Source organism: Niallia oryzisoli (genome assembly GCF_043641075.1).
Classification (GTDB): domain Bacteria; phylum Bacillota; class Bacilli; order Bacillales; family Cytobacillaceae; genus Bacillus_BD; species Bacillus_BD oryzisoli_A.
Map to the genome: position 1 here is coordinate 179,152 of NZ_JBHZRC010000003.1, position 17,597 is coordinate 196,748.

General features: G+C 39.6%; 12 protein-coding genes. All 12 read right to left on the bottom strand.

Translation table 11 applies throughout. The features are described 5' to 3' along the window. Window positions 1-142 precede the first annotated feature (142 nt). Window positions 143-430 (bottom strand): YerC/YecD family TrpR-related protein, encoded by a 288-nt coding sequence (locus tag ACHUFV_RS13105; RefSeq protein ID WP_394234788.1) that lies wholly within the window; start codon window positions 428-430, stop codon window positions 143-145. A 224-nt stretch (window positions 431-654) separates the two neighbouring features. Beyond that, a complete protein-coding gene (locus ACHUFV_RS13110) occupies window positions 655-1,812 on the bottom strand; it encodes a Glu/Leu/Phe/Val dehydrogenase dimerization domain-containing protein (protein ID WP_394234790.1) in 1,158 nt (385 codons plus the stop codon). A 35-nt stretch (window positions 1,813-1,847) separates the two neighbouring features. Beyond that, complete coding sequence (gene nhaC / locus ACHUFV_RS13115) at window positions 1,848-3,275, bottom strand: Na+/H+ antiporter NhaC (protein ID WP_394234792.1); 1,428 nt, start codon at window positions 3,273-3,275, stop codon at window positions 1,848-1,850. Between the two features lie 724 nt (window positions 3,276-3,999). After that, the gene (locus ACHUFV_RS13120; protein ID WP_394234794.1) at window positions 4,000-5,118 is read right to left on the bottom strand and encodes a M20 metallopeptidase family protein; all 1,119 of its coding nucleotides are present in this window, start codon (window positions 5,116-5,118) and stop codon (window positions 4,000-4,002) included. Between the two features lie 484 nt (window positions 5,119-5,602). Continuing rightward, entirely contained in the window at window positions 5,603-7,138 is a 1,536-nt protein-coding gene (locus ACHUFV_RS13125; protein WP_394234796.1) for a methyl-accepting chemotaxis protein, read from the bottom strand. Between the two features lie 367 nt (window positions 7,139-7,505). Beyond that, window positions 7,506-9,551 (bottom strand): YhgE/Pip family protein, encoded by a 2,046-nt coding sequence (locus tag ACHUFV_RS13130; RefSeq protein ID WP_394234798.1) that lies wholly within the window; start codon window positions 9,549-9,551, stop codon window positions 7,506-7,508. A gap of 436 nt (window positions 9,552-9,987) precedes the next feature. Next, window positions 9,988-10,668 (bottom strand): DUF2642 domain-containing protein, encoded by a 681-nt coding sequence (locus tag ACHUFV_RS13135; protein WP_394234800.1) that lies wholly within the window; start codon window positions 10,666-10,668, stop codon window positions 9,988-9,990. 18 nt (window positions 10,669-10,686) lie between these two features. After that, entirely contained in the window at window positions 10,687-12,054 is a 1,368-nt protein-coding gene (locus ACHUFV_RS13140) for an arsenic transporter (RefSeq protein WP_394234802.1), read from the bottom strand. A 667-nt stretch (window positions 12,055-12,721) separates the two neighbouring features. Then, a complete protein-coding gene (locus ACHUFV_RS13145; RefSeq protein WP_394234804.1) occupies window positions 12,722-13,036 on the bottom strand; it encodes a chorismate mutase in 315 nt (104 codons plus the stop codon). A gap of 137 nt (window positions 13,037-13,173) precedes the next feature. Further along, window positions 13,174-14,595: a M20 family metallopeptidase gene (locus tag ACHUFV_RS13150; RefSeq protein ID WP_394234806.1), complete on the bottom strand. Its 1,422-nt coding sequence runs from the start codon at window positions 14,593-14,595 to the stop codon at window positions 13,174-13,176. A 56-nt stretch (window positions 14,596-14,651) separates the two neighbouring features. Further along, a complete protein-coding gene (locus tag ACHUFV_RS13155; RefSeq protein ID WP_394234808.1) occupies window positions 14,652-15,887 on the bottom strand; it encodes an MFS transporter in 1,236 nt (411 codons plus the stop codon). A gap of 403 nt (window positions 15,888-16,290) precedes the next feature. Continuing rightward, the gene (locus tag ACHUFV_RS13160; RefSeq protein WP_394234810.1) at window positions 16,291-17,592 is read right to left on the bottom strand and encodes a hypothetical protein; all 1,302 of its coding nucleotides are present in this window, start codon (window positions 17,590-17,592) and stop codon (window positions 16,291-16,293) included. Between the last annotated feature and the right edge of the window lie 5 nt (window positions 17,593-17,597).

The following is a 17,597-nucleotide window of genomic DNA, read 5'->3' on the forward strand; positions in this document are numbered from 1 at the left end:
ATATAAATAAAAAGCTGCCTCAACGAAGAGAAGCAGCTTTTATATTTCGGCAAGTCATTTAAAAGGCTTTTCAGCAGATCTTTACGTAAAGCTTACCTTCATGCCGTACTCTTCTGCTTAAGTAATAGCCAGATCCTTAAAGTTATTCTATACGATTTAGAACGAGTTCGTAACCGCTTCCCTCTGATTCAATTAATCTTTTGATTCTTTTGATTGAAGTCGATGAGGCTCCGGTCTCGATTTGAATGTCCATATAGGTATCTCCATCCCTTACCAGCCTTGCTACCTCAAGCCTTTGACTAAAGGATTTCAATTCATTCATCGTACACAGATCATCCAAAAACTCCATACATTCTTGTTTATTTTCTAAAGAAAGAATCGCTCGAAATAATTGCTTAACTATTTCTGGTGAAAATTCTTTGATATCCATTTCTAGCCCCCGCTGACTTTTATGATTAAGACCCTATTATTTTTTATAGATAAATAAATTGTGAGAATAATTCTCATTAATAAACATTACTAGTATAAAAAATATTTTGCAATATATCAATTTTTTCTATAGAATATCATTCTTTTCTCCTATTACACAGGGGAAGGGGCACCCATTGACTAATCGGGCAGCCCCTCTATATTTCTATTTATCTATTACATTTCCTATCGACGGATATCCCACTTTGGACGATCGGTTGAGGAGAAGAAGCTATTTCTTACTTTTCTACTATTCAAGCTCTTTTCACACATCCTATTTGCTGCTTCAACAGTTGTCATATTTTCTTTCTCTGATTGCTCAAGAACCTCAAGAATTGAACGATAGATATTTTTTGTTTTACTTAATACTCGCTCCTTATTTGGTCCGTATAATTCATCCGCCACTTGGATCACACCGCCACTATTGACAATATAATCAGGTGCGTAGAGAATGCCTTTTTCTTTTAACACTTTCGCATGACTTTCATGAAGAAGTTGGTTATTAGCAGCCCCTACAATTCCCTTGACCTTTAATTGGTCAATCGTTTGGTCATTAATAATACCTCCAATGGCACATGGAACGAAGATGTCTCCGTCAACACCATATATTTCATTTCCTTTAACAGCCGTTACCTTTCCACCCATTTGCTTACCCTTTTCGACTAAGGAATGGATCGCGTCTTCGGAAATATCTGTTACATATAAGTCTGCTCCATTTTCCAGTAAATGTTCAGCTACTTTATAGCCTACTTTTCCTAATCCCTGAATCGCAAATATCCTTCCAGTTAATTCCTCATGTCCCCAAAGGGTCTTCGCCACCGCTTGAATGCTGTATAATACACCTAGTGCTGTCGGAATTGATGTTTCACCGCCACCACCATACTCTTCAGGTAATCCAGCGATGCAATTTGTTTCTTTATGGGCATGAACGAAATCGTCAAGAACGGTCCCCATATCCGTACCAGTATAAAAGCGTCCTTTAAGAGAATCGATAAATTGTCCATAAGCTCGGAATAATTCAGGTGTTTTGTCCTTCAGAGGATCACCGATAATGACACCTTTTCCTCCGCCAAAATCATTCCCTGCAGCAGCATTTTTGTAGGTCATGCCTTTTGATAAGCGCAAAGCATCCTCCAATGCTTCTTCAAACGTATCGTATGGTCTCATTCTTGTTCCACCTAATGCTGGTCCAAGGGTTGTATCATGAATGGCAATAATCGCTTTTAGTCCTGTCGCCGGATCATTACAGAATAATACTTGTTCATGCTCTTGAATTTTCGTGAAAAGGTCGAATGATTGGATTAATTGCCCAGATTTTTGTTCATTTGAATATGTTAATGCCATTTTGAATTCCTCCTAGAATGTTTGTAAGTTAGTGATTAACCTTCAAGTGCTTGTCTTGTTACTTCAATGGATTCTTCCTTCGTTTCTTTTTCCTCTTCCTGTAAAGGTGTTAAACCAATTCCGGTGTAACCATAAATAATTGCGATAATCGGATTGATCATACTAATAAAAACAAATGGAGCATACTCCATGCCGATATTTAAAGTGGACATGATAAAGGCCCCTGTTACCCCCCATGGCACTATAGGATGAATAATGGTTCCTGCATCCTCTAATGTTCTCGATAGATTTTTCGGATGAAGCTTCACCTTTTGATAGGCCGTTTCAAATAACTGCCCCGGTAATAGAATGGACAAATATTGCTCACCGACTGTCAAGTTAATGCCAAGACAAGAGACAACCGTTGATGCAATAACATTCCCCCTGCTCTTCAAGATATTTTGAATCCCTTCAATGATGGAGCGGGCGATTCCTATGTGTTGAATCATTCCTCCAAAGGCGAGCGCGATTAATATAAGTGAAACCCCAAATAACGTACTGCTCAATCCGCCAAGCGAAAGCAGGCTGTCAATGGCTTCCACACCAGTGTTTGCCGTATAGCCGTTATGCGCTGTTGACATAATCGTTCCAATCCCAACATTCGGAACCGTATAGAAGGTTGTTAAGATAGCTGTTATTAAACCAATCACCATTGCCGGAATAGGGCTTACACGTTTGAATGCCAGTATGATGATTAACAACGGTGAAAGAAGTGTTACCGGTGTAATCATAAACTCATCATTGAGCACCCGGATGAGAGTATTAATTTGGCTGCTGTCTGCCCTCCCCTTGTCCATCAATAGACCAATAACTGTAAAAGCCGCCAATGTAAGGAGAAAACTCGGAATGGTTGTCCATAGCATATGTTTTATATGATCAAAGATATTGACCTTGGCCGTTGCCGATGCCAGATTCGTCGTATCTGATAACGGGGAGATTTTATCGCCGAAAATCGCTCCGCAGACAATGGCCCCGGCTGTCATGGCTGGAGAAATGCCTAAACCGAAAGCAACCCCCATTAAAGAAACCCCAATCGTACCAATAGCACTCCATGAACTTCCGCAGACAACCGAGACAATCGCGCAAATGATTACGGCTGACATTAAGAAGAACTCAGCTGATAAAGTATGCAAACCATAATACGTAATGGTAGGAACTGTTCCATTCAGAACCCATACTCCGATTAAAATTCCAATTAAACATAGAATTAAGATCGAAGGAATCCCTTGTGCAATCCCTTTCGCCATGGCACTCTCCAGTTCTTTCCATTTATACCCTATTGCAAGTCCATAACAAGCAACAAAAATCGTTGCAATGACAATCGGGATCTGTGGTGCGACATCATAATACAGGATACTCGTACCTAAAAATGTAATAACAATTAGTACAATTCCTATCGAGGCTAAAAATGAAGGTTTTTTCATGTATCTTCTCCTTTATCTTCTTTTATGAAGACGGGTCTCATTAAAAAGGAAAGCACCAGTCGTTCATCCTGATCCAATTCAAACATTTCAATCTATTTATTGAAACTTCTATTATTTATTGATATTTTATATATAGGTAATTGTTTATTTTTGTTGCCACCTACTTTTTCTAGGTGGTTTTTTATGTCTTTATATTTTGGAAAAAGCTTACTAGTTTTAAAGTGAAATTGTCCAATCTTCATGACAAGGGGGAGCCTTTATTTCTAGGCTGAACCATTTTATATAGTTGGTTTTGCATGTTGATAGCCGAATCCGCTTTCATTTTCGAAAATGAGTAATACATGGACATCCTCCTTTAGATGTTGAAAACATTTCAGGATTACTGCGTGATTGTTTTTTTTTGATACGAATCAACTGTTGCACTGTTAAATTAAATTGATTACCAATTCAGATTATTACGAACATTTTGAATTATTTAATTACCACTGTCATTATAGTAATTAAATCATTATGACGCAAAAATATTCATTAAAACGATAGTGCGTTAGTGAGTTAAAGTGTCTATTTGCACATCTTATCAACGTCACAAATAAAAAGATGACCTAGTATATACGAGGTCATCTTTTTTATTTCGATATCTTGTCCCTAAGGTCCCTGCTATATAGACACATGTAATATAATCAGCTTTATAAATGCCCCACACCTAAACAAGGCAGCTTTACATTCAATACACACTAGCAAGGCCTTTAAAAAGCTCGACAGCCGTTTCAATAATGTCATCCTTAAAATCATATTCATAGGTATGAATGGGTGGATGCTCAAATCCGTTTCCAATGTAGATCATAGCGCCTTTTGTTACCTTTGTATAATGACCGAAGTCTTCGGAAGCGCGCCATGCCTCCTTCATTTCCACAAGCTCCATTCCCTTCTCCTTGCAAACGGCACGAACCCTGTCATTGCTCTCTTTATAGTTGTAGGTTTCCGGAAATTCATCGTTATACGTAAAGCTTACCTTCATACCATACTCTTCTGCTTGAGCATTAGCTAAATCCTCAAGGTTTCTCTGAAGCTTGTCTAATTCCTCTTCATAATAGGCACGAATCGTCAACAACAGGTCGCCCTTGCTTGCAGACATCCCAAAGGCTCTTTCACCGACATCAATTTGAACAACCGTACATAGGACAAGTCCTTTGTTATTGTCCGAAGAGGTGAATTCAGGAATCGCATGAATCAATTTGGCAATCGCGTAAGAAGGGTTAACACCCGTTTCAGGCTGGCTGGCATGTGCCGGAGATCCCTCAAAGTGAATCGTCATACCCTTTGATGCAAATTGACAGGTGCCATCGATAACGTTGACAGATTTGAAAGCCATACCACTCATGTTATGGTAAGCGAAAATTTCTTCAATCTTATTTTCCTCGATAAAGCTGACACATTCTACAGCACCATCTCCTGTTTCCTCGGCGTGCTGGAAAAGGAAGAAGATGTTTTTATCAGTACCCTTTTGATCAACCTCAAGCGCAAAGCCGGCAAGGGAAGCAGAATGTCCGTCATGTCCACATTTATGTGCTTTCCCAGGGAACTGTGAACCGTATGGAAGCTCAATGCCTTCATCCATCGGAAGCGCATCGAAGTCAGCACGGAACGCGATATTCTGTTTGCCTTCACCTGCGCGGTATGCTGCATAAAACCATTTATCATGTTCAATGATTTCCAGCTTTGTGTGTTTTTTTAGGAAGTCGATTAAATACTGCTTTGTCCATGCCTCCTCGTTAGAGAGTTCTGGATGCTGATGTAATTCATGACGCAGTTGTTTGACTAATTTGAGATTTTCACTTTCCAATGTTACTATCTCCAATCTCGAAATGATATTCGTATTCTTTCTTTATATTCAATATACACCTTGTATAATTAGGTTACTATACTGGGAACATTGTAATCTTTTGGATTTTTGAAGTATCGACCCTTTTCTATATGACTATTTAGCTCCTATATTATTCATTATTGATTTTCGTGTAGGTATGACAATTCATAAGCGGAGAATTTCCGGATAATCTCTAAAGAAGAGGCTTAAAAATAAGATATAAACGGAGAAAATCCGATTAGCTGCTCTAAATAAGATAAAATCCAAAGATTTGGATCATATAGACGGAAAAACATCCTTTATTTTTAGGGGAATATCTATATTTCCCAGTCTAGGCGGAATTTTTCCGCTTATTTTTCAAACACAGTGATTGACCCTACCGTTATAACAAAGGTTAATAGAAATAAAAAACCATCGGGTCCACACATTGAAAGTGAACCAGATGGTATGTTATCCTTCAGAACTAAATTGAGGCAGATCCTTCTCCATGCACTTGTTTCACCAATGATTTTAGGTCCTGTGCTAGTGTTTCAAGGCTTACGGTCATCGTTTTAAGTGATTCGGCTTGAGAAAATTGTTGTTCAGCTGTTTTTACGATGCTGTTTCCAACATTTACTGAATGCAGGGATGCCTGCTTGATTTGTTCCATTGTTTTAACAACATGATCAGAGCCCGATGCCAGCTGTTCGGTTACAGCTGAGACGTCGACGATTTGTACTTCGGCAGCTTTTGTTGCTTCTACGATATGTTCAAAAGCATCACCGCATTTTTCGAATAAAGGCAGACCTTTTTTCACATTCTTAGAAGCCTTATCAATAGTGTTTACGGCTGCAGCTGTATCATGCTGGATTTCCTGTATCAGCACAGAAATCTTCTTTGCCGAGCTGCTTGACTCACCGGCAAGCTTTCTCACTTCTTCAGCCACAACAGCGAAGCCTTTTCCGGATTCACCTGCCCTTGCCGCTTCAATCGCAGCATTTAAAGCCAACAGATTGGTTTGCTCTGAAATGCCGGTAATAACAGCCAATATTTCATTAATTTCCGTGGATCTTTTTTCCAGCTGATTAATGACAGTCGCTACATCAAACACGTTTTTCGAAATTTCCTCAATTTGATCCTGTGCTTTATTCAATTGATCAAAGCCTTCTACCGCTTGGTTGGCCGTGGCGTTTGAGGCCCCTGCAACATGTGAAAAGCTTTCAGCAACCTGTTGAACCCCTGACATTATTTCATCCAGCTGCCCTTTTCCATGTTCAATTTCAGATGTTTGAACCTCAATTGTAGAAGCTGCCTCCTGTACAGACATAAGAATAAGATGGCTTGATTGAGTAGACTTCTCTGCATTTTCCTTTAAGGTCGTAACCGTTTGAATCACACTATCCGAGGCTTTTTCTAGGTTAAAAATAACCTGTGTCAGCAAAGCTTCTTTTTGTTTGTTTTCAAGATTTAATTCGGCTGTATACTTTCGTTTTGAAAGGATATAGAAAATCGTGGCACCTGCTGTAAAAACAAGAAACACTGCATGGATCAGCAATAAGGAAAACGGATAGTCATGCGTGCCGCTAAGCAATACAGGAAATATGAAAAATCCGGCAAAATGGTGAATGGCAAAAATAATGGTACTAATGAGGATTTGGTTAATATCATCCATGAAAGCAATCATGGCAATAACCCAAAAAATCGAAAAATGATATTCAACAAATCCGTTACCCCCGGCGATAATGGAAATACTGCTAAAGGTAAGCGTTAATTGAATAAATAACGGCAAAAGAGGATGCTCCTGTTTTCCCTTGTGCAACAGCAATACAACACCGTACAACAGGATTGGGATTAGCAGAATAATGGTTAGTATGAAAGAATTTGAATACTGAACATGATTCCTCATTGAAAGTACATGATCAAAGGTCCCTGTACCTCTGTGTAACACGTGAACAATGACGTTTATTAACACTGCAGCAAAAGACAAATACAACATATTCTTATTGTTCTGGGCTGTCATAACCCAATCCCCCTAATGATACAATTTTCTATATATTACTATAATTGTATAGGAAAATTGGCTCATATTTTCATGAATTTGCCAATGGTTTGTGAAGGATTTGTGAAGAAGGACCAGGGCGACGGTTCCTTGGTCTAAAAGCTCTGCTTTGTGTCCACTATAGACTTCTTACGAACCATATTAAAACCGGTTCTGACAGATTCCTCCTTTATAGGAACGTGTTTGTCAGAACCGTTAATCTACCTGATTTCCATTAAGTATTTATAATAAGGTGTGTAGGGGTGTCACTAGTAAGGAGCCTGCTGTTTTTTAACATGTCTACCCACTATCTATTTTGTAGCAGGAATCTGTCGTGTGCAAAGTTCCCCTACTCCGCCGCCAGCCTGCCGGATGATTTTCGATTCAGGAGCCATTTTACTGCATACCCGCCGATGGTAAAAAACAGTAGAAATCCCAGCAAAACCATCAAGATAGTCATCATTCTCGATGTGTTGATTCCGCTTGTGATCATTCTTAAAGCCTCGACAGTGTAGGTCATTGGGAAGTATGGTGAAATCGCTCTGAAAAATTCCGGTGATGTTTCAATTGGAAAGGTTCCACCTGACGATGCAAGCTGCAAGATAAACAAGACAAACACAATTGGTGTTGCAATTAACCCAGCTGCAAATGACATTCCATACATGATGCTGAAAAATACGAGTGAGATAAACATATTGCCCAAGTAAAATAATGGCGTGTTAACGGCTTCCATTTCTAATCCATTCACAAGGACTGCTGTTAAAATCACAGCCTGCAGCATAACCAAGATGGCCCCCATTATAAAAGTACCGATATAACTACCCCAAAATTTTGATTTAACCGCCTTAGACAGCTTGACTAATGAAAGAACAAGATTCATTAACATGGCCCCAAGCCATAAAGACAATGAGATGAAATAAGGTGCCAGCCCTTCTCCGTATGTATTCACTTGATTGATGGTCTGATCTTCAATCACTAGCGGGTTTTTGATAAAGTTTGAAATTCCTTCAACTGTAAAAGTTAGGCTGTTATTCATCTCGTTGTAGCCGTCCTCCAAGCCCTCTTTTAAGTCAAGTGCTCCTTGATCCGCAGCTGCCATTCCATCATCAAGGTCGATGGCCCCGTCATGTAATGTATGTAATCCTGAGGACAATTCCCCTGTTTTTACTACAGCTGTCTGCAGCCCTTCAAGTAATTCATTGCTGCCTGTTTGCAGTTCTTCGGCACCGCTAATCAGTTTATCCACTCCCGCCGATGCCTGCTCCTGCGTTTGCGTTAGCGTATCCGTTAGAGTACTCGTTCCATCTGCTACCTGTTTGGCACCTTCGTTTAGTTTTTGTAAATTGACCACTAAATCGCCGGTGCTCGTGGCTGCGTTCCTTAGATTCCCTTCCAGATTTTGATTCGTAAGATTCGTGGCAAGCTGCTCTAATATTCCACGTGCCTGCGCAATGCTTGCTGGATCATTAGACGTCGCTAAAAGAGTCGAGGCCTGACTGATTGCACCTGTGATGCCGCCAATGCTGTCAGCCGCAGCCCCTAAGACTTCTGAAAACTTCGCTTCCTCAAGTTTAGAAGTCATTTGAGCAAGTCCATCCGATACCGATGTGGCACCCGTGGATAATGCAGTAATATCACCGGTGCTTTGGGTTAATCCGCTTTTGAATTGATTCAGTCCACCTAGTAAGGAACCCACTCCCGTTGACAACTGTGCCTGTCCCCCAGCAGCATTCTCCAGTCCTTCCTTCAGCTGGTCTGAACCGGAAGCTGCAGTATCTAATCCCGATGACAACTGCTTGGAACCATTGGCTAGTGCGCTTGTCCCCTCCTGAAGCTTACCGGCACCAGTACTCGCTTCTCCAAGAGAATCTCGTATTGTATAAAGATTGTTGGCTAAAGCCTTAGTTGTTTCCTTTTGAATATTGGAGGACACCTCTGCCTTAATATTCTCAGCAGCCCGTTCCGACACTTGGGCAAATACATAGTTTTTCCCTTTGTTTGCTTCATAAATAATCGTCGGTTTTTCAAACTTTCCATAGTTTGACTCTGCAATTTTTTTTGAAAAATTCTCAGGAATCACAATTAGTGCATAGTATTTAGTGCCTTCTATTCCCTTTTGCGCTTCTTCGTAGCTGACAAAATGCCAGCCAATGCTTTTGTTATCCTTCAGGTTTTCTTGGATATCCTTACCAAGATGAAATTCATTCCCATTCTTCACCACCGCCTTATCCTTGTTCACAAATGCAACAGGCACCCGGTCAAAATGTCCATAAGGATCCCAAAACGAGCTTAGATAAATACCTGAATACAGGAGCGGTACGAACAGAATTGCGATGATGGCAATGATCATCAGTCTTTTTATCGACCTCTGATTCGGCTTTATTTCCTCATCCATCGATGCTCACCTCTTAACGGAGTTATATATGTATATTCTCCCTGTTAGGAGAGGATTATTCTAGTTTCGAGATAGAGGAGAGCAGGGATGAGAAATCCCTAAATACCAATTTAGATAAAAAACACAAAGTGTGGTGTGACGCTCACCCCATGCTCTATTGAGAATATTTGTAAGGACATGGAACAACATTTAACATAAAAACATATATTGAAACTAGGTCGTACACAAAACAAAAAAGACCGCGGCTTAAGCTCGTACGGTCAAAAAACAAGACTAATGGTAATTGAGAAATCCATCTTCGTATGCACACGCAAGGTGGATTATTCTTTTATGCTTATTTGGTCTACACAAGCGAGACGTCACATCCCTGCCAATTTTTTTGTTAAAGCTTAGCCTAAACATGGGTATTACTTTATTTAAGAGTATCATCATGGTACTACGGTAATTGTATCGTTTTAATATGCTCTATATTTAGATACACCATTTCCCTTTCAGCTGTTATCAGAGCCACTTTGTTATTTCGAACCTTTTGGAGTAAGCCGATTTGATCAGGATTTTCTCCCCCATCGATAATCACTAGTTGATTTTCAAATTTCTTCAACTGCTCATCAAAGGACCTTGCCAATGGAATAGAAATGGGCTTAAGGGGTAGATTTTCATTGTTTAAAGAATACGGTGTGGCATTTGGGGGATATGGAATAAGCCATTTGACGTGTTTCATTGCAATAAACATGGTTTTGTACACAGGGGAGTGAAAGACAAAATAGTCGTTCATAATGCTGGTTAAATAGCCATGAATGGATTTATTTCCTGTTACGTACACCTGGACAAACAAACCCTTTGCAATCATCAATACCTTTCGAAAGGATATAAGTTCCGTTTCGATTGGTCTTTCTGATGGTGGATGATAAGTAAAGCCTTCATTGTCTTTACTAGTTTCTTTCAATTTTTGAATGTGTACTAAAGGTATATAAAGAAAATGTTGGTCTTTTTCATCATACATGACGATAATATCCAATCCACTATCTAATAGAGTTCCTCGAAGAAAAATATCTCTGGACATTTCCACCTCAATATTTTTTCCTATTAAATCTACAAAATCTACAAGCATTTTCATTCTCCTTCTTTCAAAATCCTACCCTTGAAGAGTGCTGCCAAAAAGCCAATAAACCCAATAATAAAGAATAACTAAGGTGAATAATGTTGCTGGCGGTATTACAACTATTGTGACTTTTATATAGTCCAGCCAGCTAAGCATGACTTTCCCTTTTCTGATGATGTGCATCCACATTAGTGTAGCAAGCGTTCCCATTGGAAGTAATAATGAGCCCATGTCGCTGCCAATTACGTTCGCAAGATAAGCTATTTTCAATTCAAGTAGACTCAAATCCATATTCATTAAGGTGAGTGTACCAACCATGAGGGCCGGGTGATTATTAAAGATATTGGAGAGGACAGTTAGAAGGGTACCCATCATGACACTTGCGTGGAGCAGGCTGCCTGAAACCATTGGCTTCATGAACGTAATCAACCAGTCTGTTAAACCAATGTTATGGAGACCGTAAATGATGGTATACATAGAAAAGGCGAAAATGATAATATACCACGGTGTTTTTTTCAGCATATCTGCAGGAGATTGTTTTAAATAGGCCCATCTCCAGCCTAAAAGAACAAGCGAGCCGATAACCGCCATAAGGGAAACGGGAATGTTGACAAACGAGGCGACAAATAAGCTGCAGCGGACTGCAAATACAAATAGAAGGACGTTTCGCATAAATCGAGATCGAGCTTTTTCCGAAGCATGCTGAATTCCTTTGTTTATTTTAAGCGGGTGGTCTGTTGAACGTGACAAACCTGAAACATTTGTAGGAACTGTTTTGGGTAAAATTTTTCTAAAGCGAAGGTACAAGAGCCAAGTCAGCAGCAGCAATCCAGTTGTTGCAGGCACAAACATCATGGCCGTTTGCAGCCATAAATCCATATGGACAATTTTTAGCGCGATTAAATTGACCATGTTACTTACGCCGATTGGCGCACTTGAAGCCGTTGCAATTAAAGCACCCGACAATAAATACGGGATTTTTTGATGGTTAGGTAAGCCCATATTGTTTAATAACATGACTAGAATAGGAGTTGTGATTAAAATACTTCCATCGTTGTTGAAGAAAAGTGTCATGAGAAAGCACAAAAGATTGACGTACCAGAATAAACGAACCCCTGACCCCTTTGCTCTTTCAGCGAGCTTCTCTGCCATCCAGTTAAAGAAACCAAAGCTTTCTAACACGATCGCCATGACAATGGTGGCCATAATCGTAATGGCTGCACCACTTATGGTGTTTGAAATGATCCCTAGGTCTGATAATGAAACACTTCCAATAAGCACAACAATGATTGCACCTATTGAGGCTGGTATCGCTTCATTCATGCCTTTAGGTCTCCAAAGAATAAAAACCAAAGTAGCCAAAAAAGTGAATATGGTTAGCCAAACGGTTAAATGCTGCATTTTATCCCCTTTCCATCATTAAGTAATTCAGGTTGTTCCTAATATGGCTTTACCTCCATCCGTCCAGCTGTGCTGATGTCCCTCCCTGCCATTTGTCCCTCTAGTGATGTTGTACTATTACTATATGTACCATGTATTGGACATGCTCTGGTTTTGTACCCTTTTTCACAAAATCAAACTAGAGTCTACTTTTCTTTCTTAGTAGAAATATTCATTTGGTTAAGCTGAAATAGAAAAATAATTATTTAATAATTTAAATATTGATAGATTCATCCAATTCAAAATTACATTTTCACATAAACTATTACAAATACTAAAAGGAGGTGATAAATATAAAAAAACAACAAAAAGAGCCTAAGGATTATAATTCGGCTGTAAATGTTGTGTTTTTTATACTATCTGTGATTGTCATTGGCTTTTCTCTATTTTTTGGAAAATAGGTTCTAGCGTACTATTTCTTTAACGTAGATTTTCAAGCTAAGAAAGCTACTTTAAAGAAATAGTATGAAGGATTAAAAGGAGTGAAAAAAGAAGAATGCGGGTACGGTGTCCCTGCAGAAGATCGGAGTGCTGTTAATCATAATCATATCCCTTTCATTAAAATGGAATAAACACAAAAAACAGAGCCTTGCATAATGCATGACTCTATTTTTTGCTGCAAAATCGATCAAGAACTTTGGGACGAGGTGTCTGTCTCTTTGAGGCTGCCTTGTATTTCTTGGTGCCTTGATATGGCAGCATCCATTATGCATCTGAAAATGATTAAAGCATATTCTGGATTCAGATTATGCTCTTCAGAAAGTTTGATTAGTTTATCAAACTTTTCAGACTCTCGCACGGAGTCTTGAGCCATAAGGTTATTAGCAGCCTTATAAATACCTACTTTTTCCGTTAATTCAAACCGTTTAGACAGTAGATTGATTAATTCACTATCAATTTGGTCAATACTAGTTCTTAAATTTTCTAGATTACTATTATTCATAAAATTCCTCCAACTTTGTTTTAATCATTATAACTCCTTTAGAGCAGATATAGATAAAAACACCTCCAAATTGGAGGTGTTTTTATCTATATCTTCAGGTCCAGGGCCATGGGGGCAGGTTCCTTGGCTCTCCCTGTTTAGCCTTTCCGAGGAGGCTCTTGACCTTCAGGTATGAGTGAAAAGTATGCTTCGCCTTCAAGTCGTTTTTGGTGCTCTTTCTTAGCTTGATCGAGAATCTCCGGGTTCTCCATGACCTCTATGGCTGTGCATGCGATGACTTTTCCAGCCTGCAGCATGCCTTTGTGGCCAATGGGCATTGCACCCTGCGAAACGACCTGCCAAGTGTGAAAAGGTGTTCCGAGCGCCCAGCAGGCTGTCATACATTGCATGGTTGGAACGATCCAGCTCACATCTCCCACATCTGTGGAGCCTGACAGCATGATTTCTTTTTTACTAAACGGCGGAATGACATCAGCTATGTGCTTTTCTCTTAATGTTTCCGCCGTATTTTTATCAAATCCTAATAGGGCAGCTTCACGATCTTCGGGAGATAGCGACTCTCTTATTTCCTTCGCGTACTTTTGATCGAACTCGTCATAGGTAGGTACTCCAATGACTGTTAAGTTTTTGTGCATGGTCTCTGCAAGTGTGGTATTGGGAATCAAATCCGAAGCAGCTCCCTCGAAACTTACCTCCACCTTTGTTCCTGTCATCATGGCCGCACCTTTTGCAATGTCATGCACTCTGTTATACAGCTCGATGACTTGCTTCTTTTTCGGCGCACGAATTAAATAGGCGACCACTGCGTGTGCTTGTACAACATTCGGGGAATTTCCGCCTGTATCCGTAATGGCATAATGGACCCTTGCCTCTGGAATCATGTGTTCCCTTAGGTAGTTGACTCCAATATTCATCAGCTCGACCGCATCAAGTGCACTGCGGCCTAAGTGAGGTGCAGCGGCGGCATGTGCACTTTTTCCGTTAAAAATAAATCGTACGGCGTAGTTAGCCAACGTACTGTAGTTCATAATAACCGGCTTCGTTTCCGGGTGCCAGGAAAGGGAGAAATCTACATCATCAAACAAGCCAGCTCGAGCCATATACGCTTTTCCCGAACCGTTTTCCTCAGCCGGACATCCATAATAACGAACCGTTCCTTTCAATCCAGTTTGTTCCATATATTCTTTTACCGCTACTGCTGCGGCAAAAGCTCCTGTTCCCAATAGATTATGTCCGCATCCATGGCCATGACCGCCAGTTGAAATAGGATCATTTTCAGTAAGTCCTTTTTTCTGACTTAAACCAGGTAAAGCGTCGAATTCACCTAAAATTGCCACTACCGGTTTTCCGCTGCCAAAGCTGGCCATAAAGCCAGTTTGAAGTCCGGCAATATTTCTTTCTACCTGAAATCCTTCCCCCTCCAATGCACGATACAAATATTCTGAGGACTGATACTCCTCAAAGTGAATTTCTGGTGTTTCCCATATTTTATCGCTTAGTTGGATAAATGTTTCTCTGCGTTTCTCTATATAGTCTGAAATAAAAGTTTGTATGTTCAAACCGAAACCCCCTCCTTACTTTTAAAGCTGTACATAGCATCACTCTAATCATTAGCTCACGAAGCACTGGCTTCTTCACTCTTTTTAGTAAGTAATTCACCTTTTTCAAAGTTTATCGTTAAAAGAGCAACCGCACATATAAAGGCAAATATTATTAGCATCCAAAATGCGGCATTAAACGAGCCGTTAAATGCTTCAACGATAAATCCAATGGCAAGAGGCGTGATAAAACCAGCAAGCTGCCCGCCTGTGTTAACCAGACCCATACCAGAACCTGCGACAGCGGATGGTAAATTTTTCAATACTAATGCTGGTAGTAAAATAATGATGAACGAAATAATTAGCATAATGACCGTTTGATAAATGATAAAAGAAGTTACAGTTGAGGCAGTAAACATAAGGTAAAGAAGAATGGAAATCAATACACACGCAAAAGCCCCTACAATTTTTTCGCGTCCTTTTGCTAATTTGTCAATCAAATACCCACTTAAATAAATACCTACAAGCTGTGCTACCCCTGGAATCGTTTGCAGCCAACCTAATGAAACTAAATCGAGACCGCGTACATCCACCAAATAGGTAGGAAGCCATGTGGCAAGACCCCAGTTAACCGCGTATAAGGAAAAATAAGCAATAAATAAATTGAGCATCATGGGTGTCTGAAACAGCATTTTAAACGATCCCTTTTTAACCCCATTAGAAACCTGTTTATTTTCCGTATCAGGACTGTTTGGAAGCTTGATCACATACCAATATAAAGCGGCAATAATCGCACCTATGAAACCGATGATGACAAACGTGGTACGCCAGCCAATTGTGGAGAGTAATGTAACAGAAAGTACTGGGATAATAAGTGCAACAATTCCGCCAGATGATAGCATGATAGACATGGCCCCAGCCCGTTTCTCTTTTGGAAACGCTTGTGAGATGATTTTTGAGCTGGCAGGTTGAAATCCTCCCTCTCCAATCCCAAACAAGAAACGTATCACAATCATGGAAACCATTGACCATGCCGCACCAGTTAGACCAGTAAAAATGGACCACATAACGACGGACGTGATCAGAACCTTCCTAGCTCCAAACCGATCAGCAAGCCAACCCCCAGGCAGCTGCATAATTGCATATCCCGCGAAAAAACTACTGAGTAGGAGTCCTGTCGATGAAGCGTTCAGATTCAAGTCTTCCGTAATGTGCAAGACAGCATAATTCATAATATATCGATCCAAATTCCCTAATGCCCAGCCTAAAAAAAGTAAAGCTAAAAACCAATTTCTTCTGCGTGATGACACCAATTCTACCATCTCCCTTATTTCATCTTTTAGTGTTGCATACGACTATAAGATAAAAGCTAGTTTCTTTCATAAACTTCAACAGAATTCCCCAGCTATTTTCCCCTAAAAAGTAATGTTTTCTTTCAGAAAAATAATCATGAGGTTAAAGCTTAATATGAACTTTCGGAATCCTATAAGCCCCTGCTGTTAAAGCTAGCTCTCTATCTTTCATGCATTTACATAGAATTTATATAACTTAACGAACTATTAACGAATTATTCGTTAATTAAATATTACGTAATATTCTCAATCATATCAATAGTTTTTTGAATGATTGAGAATATTGGAAAAAATAGGCAACATTGTCCAATCGGTTATATATAGCTTAATAGGCAAAAAAAATAAGCATTGTATAATCAAATGCTTATTTCAACTTATATACTTTTATTGGCCTTCCTCGAGTATGTGGTGACTCCTCACCGATATAGTCTGCCAAATTCACTTTACACAAATCTGCTACAATCTTTTGGGCATACCGTTCACTCATCTGTAGGTTGATGGCTAAATCCTTCGTTGTGAATCCATTCCAACCCATTCTTCGAATTAATGCCTCAATTTTCTTATACGTTTTAACACTTATATTTCCTTTATTTAGTTTCTCCAAAAATTCTTTATCATCCGTTCGATAGACATAAGTGAGTTCCTCTTCCTGTCCGACTGACTCAATCATCGTCCCATCATCCTGAATAATCGTAATCTTCTTTGCTTCCTTTTCCTTCGATTGACGAAGTGCACGATGAGCATTCATTTCTGAAAAATAAAGTGTTTGCCCATACCCAATCCCTGCTGCAACAGCAGTGTTTGATTCGATTGACAAGCTTTCAATTTTCTCCTGGATGCTCTGAATTTCTCTTTCAATGACCCCTCTAGAGCTGAAAATCGTATATCTTCCGTTTCCTTGTTCAAAAAGCGACCCACCTAAATTTTCGCATAGCTGAATGAGCAGTTCTTTGAGTCGAAGCTCTAAATAATGAATTTGATAAGGTTTTTTCAGCTTCTCTTGAATATGGTCAAAATCTATCACTTCAATCATGACAACACCGATTTGAGTCTCTTTATAGTATGATGTCTTGATTTTTTCAAAAAAGATTCGAATCGTTTGAAAGATTTCAATCCGAGTGGGTGACATCCAATAGGCTGGAACACCCGCTTCTTGAAGGGCCTGATTGACAGTTGGGTAACAGGTTAAAGCACCTTCTGTCTTTTGTTGCTTCCATAAATCATAATGGAAACGAAACAATTCATTAGGGTCAATCTCTGCATCGAAGGTCTTCACATAAAGGTCCTTTATGGTCATTTTCAAGTGCTCCACGCCTTCTCCTTCTGCATTATGATTGGACTGAAACATATCAATACTAGCCTGATTTAATAATTTCCCTTGGGAATAAGAGAGCTCCATGAGTCCTTTATAAATGCTCGATTCCGTAGAAAAGATATACACTAGATTTTCATCTGACGGGAGCAGTTTTTTTGCAATCGTATAGGGGATATTTCCCGAAAAAAGCCAAAAATCCACTCGCTGATCATAACTCAAGATAATTTCCTTTATTTCACTTGTTTCATTATAGGCCAAGGGGATAAACTCCATCTCTTGTTCCATTTCTTTTGCCATCTCAAGAATTCGATTTACTGACAAACTCGGGCCAACAATACCGATTCTAAACATTACCG

What these genes read in the sequence shown, in the direction of transcription:
- ACHUFV_RS13160 (WP_394234810.1), bottom strand. Translation starts at nt 17,592, where the DNA reads ATGTTTAGAATCGGTATTGTTGGCCCGAGTTTGTCAGTAAATCGAATT.
- ACHUFV_RS13140 (WP_394234802.1), bottom strand. Translation starts at nt 12,054, where the DNA reads ATGCAGCATTTAACCGTTTGGCTAACCATATTCACTTTTTTGGCTACT.
- ACHUFV_RS13145 (WP_394234804.1), bottom strand. Translation starts at nt 13,036, where the DNA reads ATGAATAATAGTAATCTAGAAAATTTAAGAACTAGTATTGACCAAATT.
- ACHUFV_RS13105 (WP_394234788.1), bottom strand. Translation starts at nt 430, where the DNA reads ATGGATATCAAAGAATTTTCACCAGAAATAGTTAAGCAATTATTTCGA.
- nhaC (WP_394234792.1), bottom strand. Translation starts at nt 3,275, where the DNA reads ATGAAAAAACCTTCATTTTTAGCCTCGATAGGAATTGTACTAATTGTT.
- ACHUFV_RS13130 (WP_394234798.1), bottom strand. Translation starts at nt 9,551, where the DNA reads ATGGATGAGGAAATAAAGCCGAATCAGAGGTCGATAAAAAGACTGATG.
- ACHUFV_RS13110 (WP_394234790.1), bottom strand. Translation starts at nt 1,812, where the DNA reads ATGGCATTAACATATTCAAATGAACAAAAATCTGGGCAATTAATCCAA.
- ACHUFV_RS13125 (WP_394234796.1), bottom strand. Translation starts at nt 7,138, where the DNA reads ATGACAGCCCAGAACAATAAGAATATGTTGTATTTGTCTTTTGCTGCA.
- ACHUFV_RS13135 (WP_394234800.1), bottom strand. Translation starts at nt 10,668, where the DNA reads ATGAAAATGCTTGTAGATTTTGTAGATTTAATAGGAAAAAATATTGAG.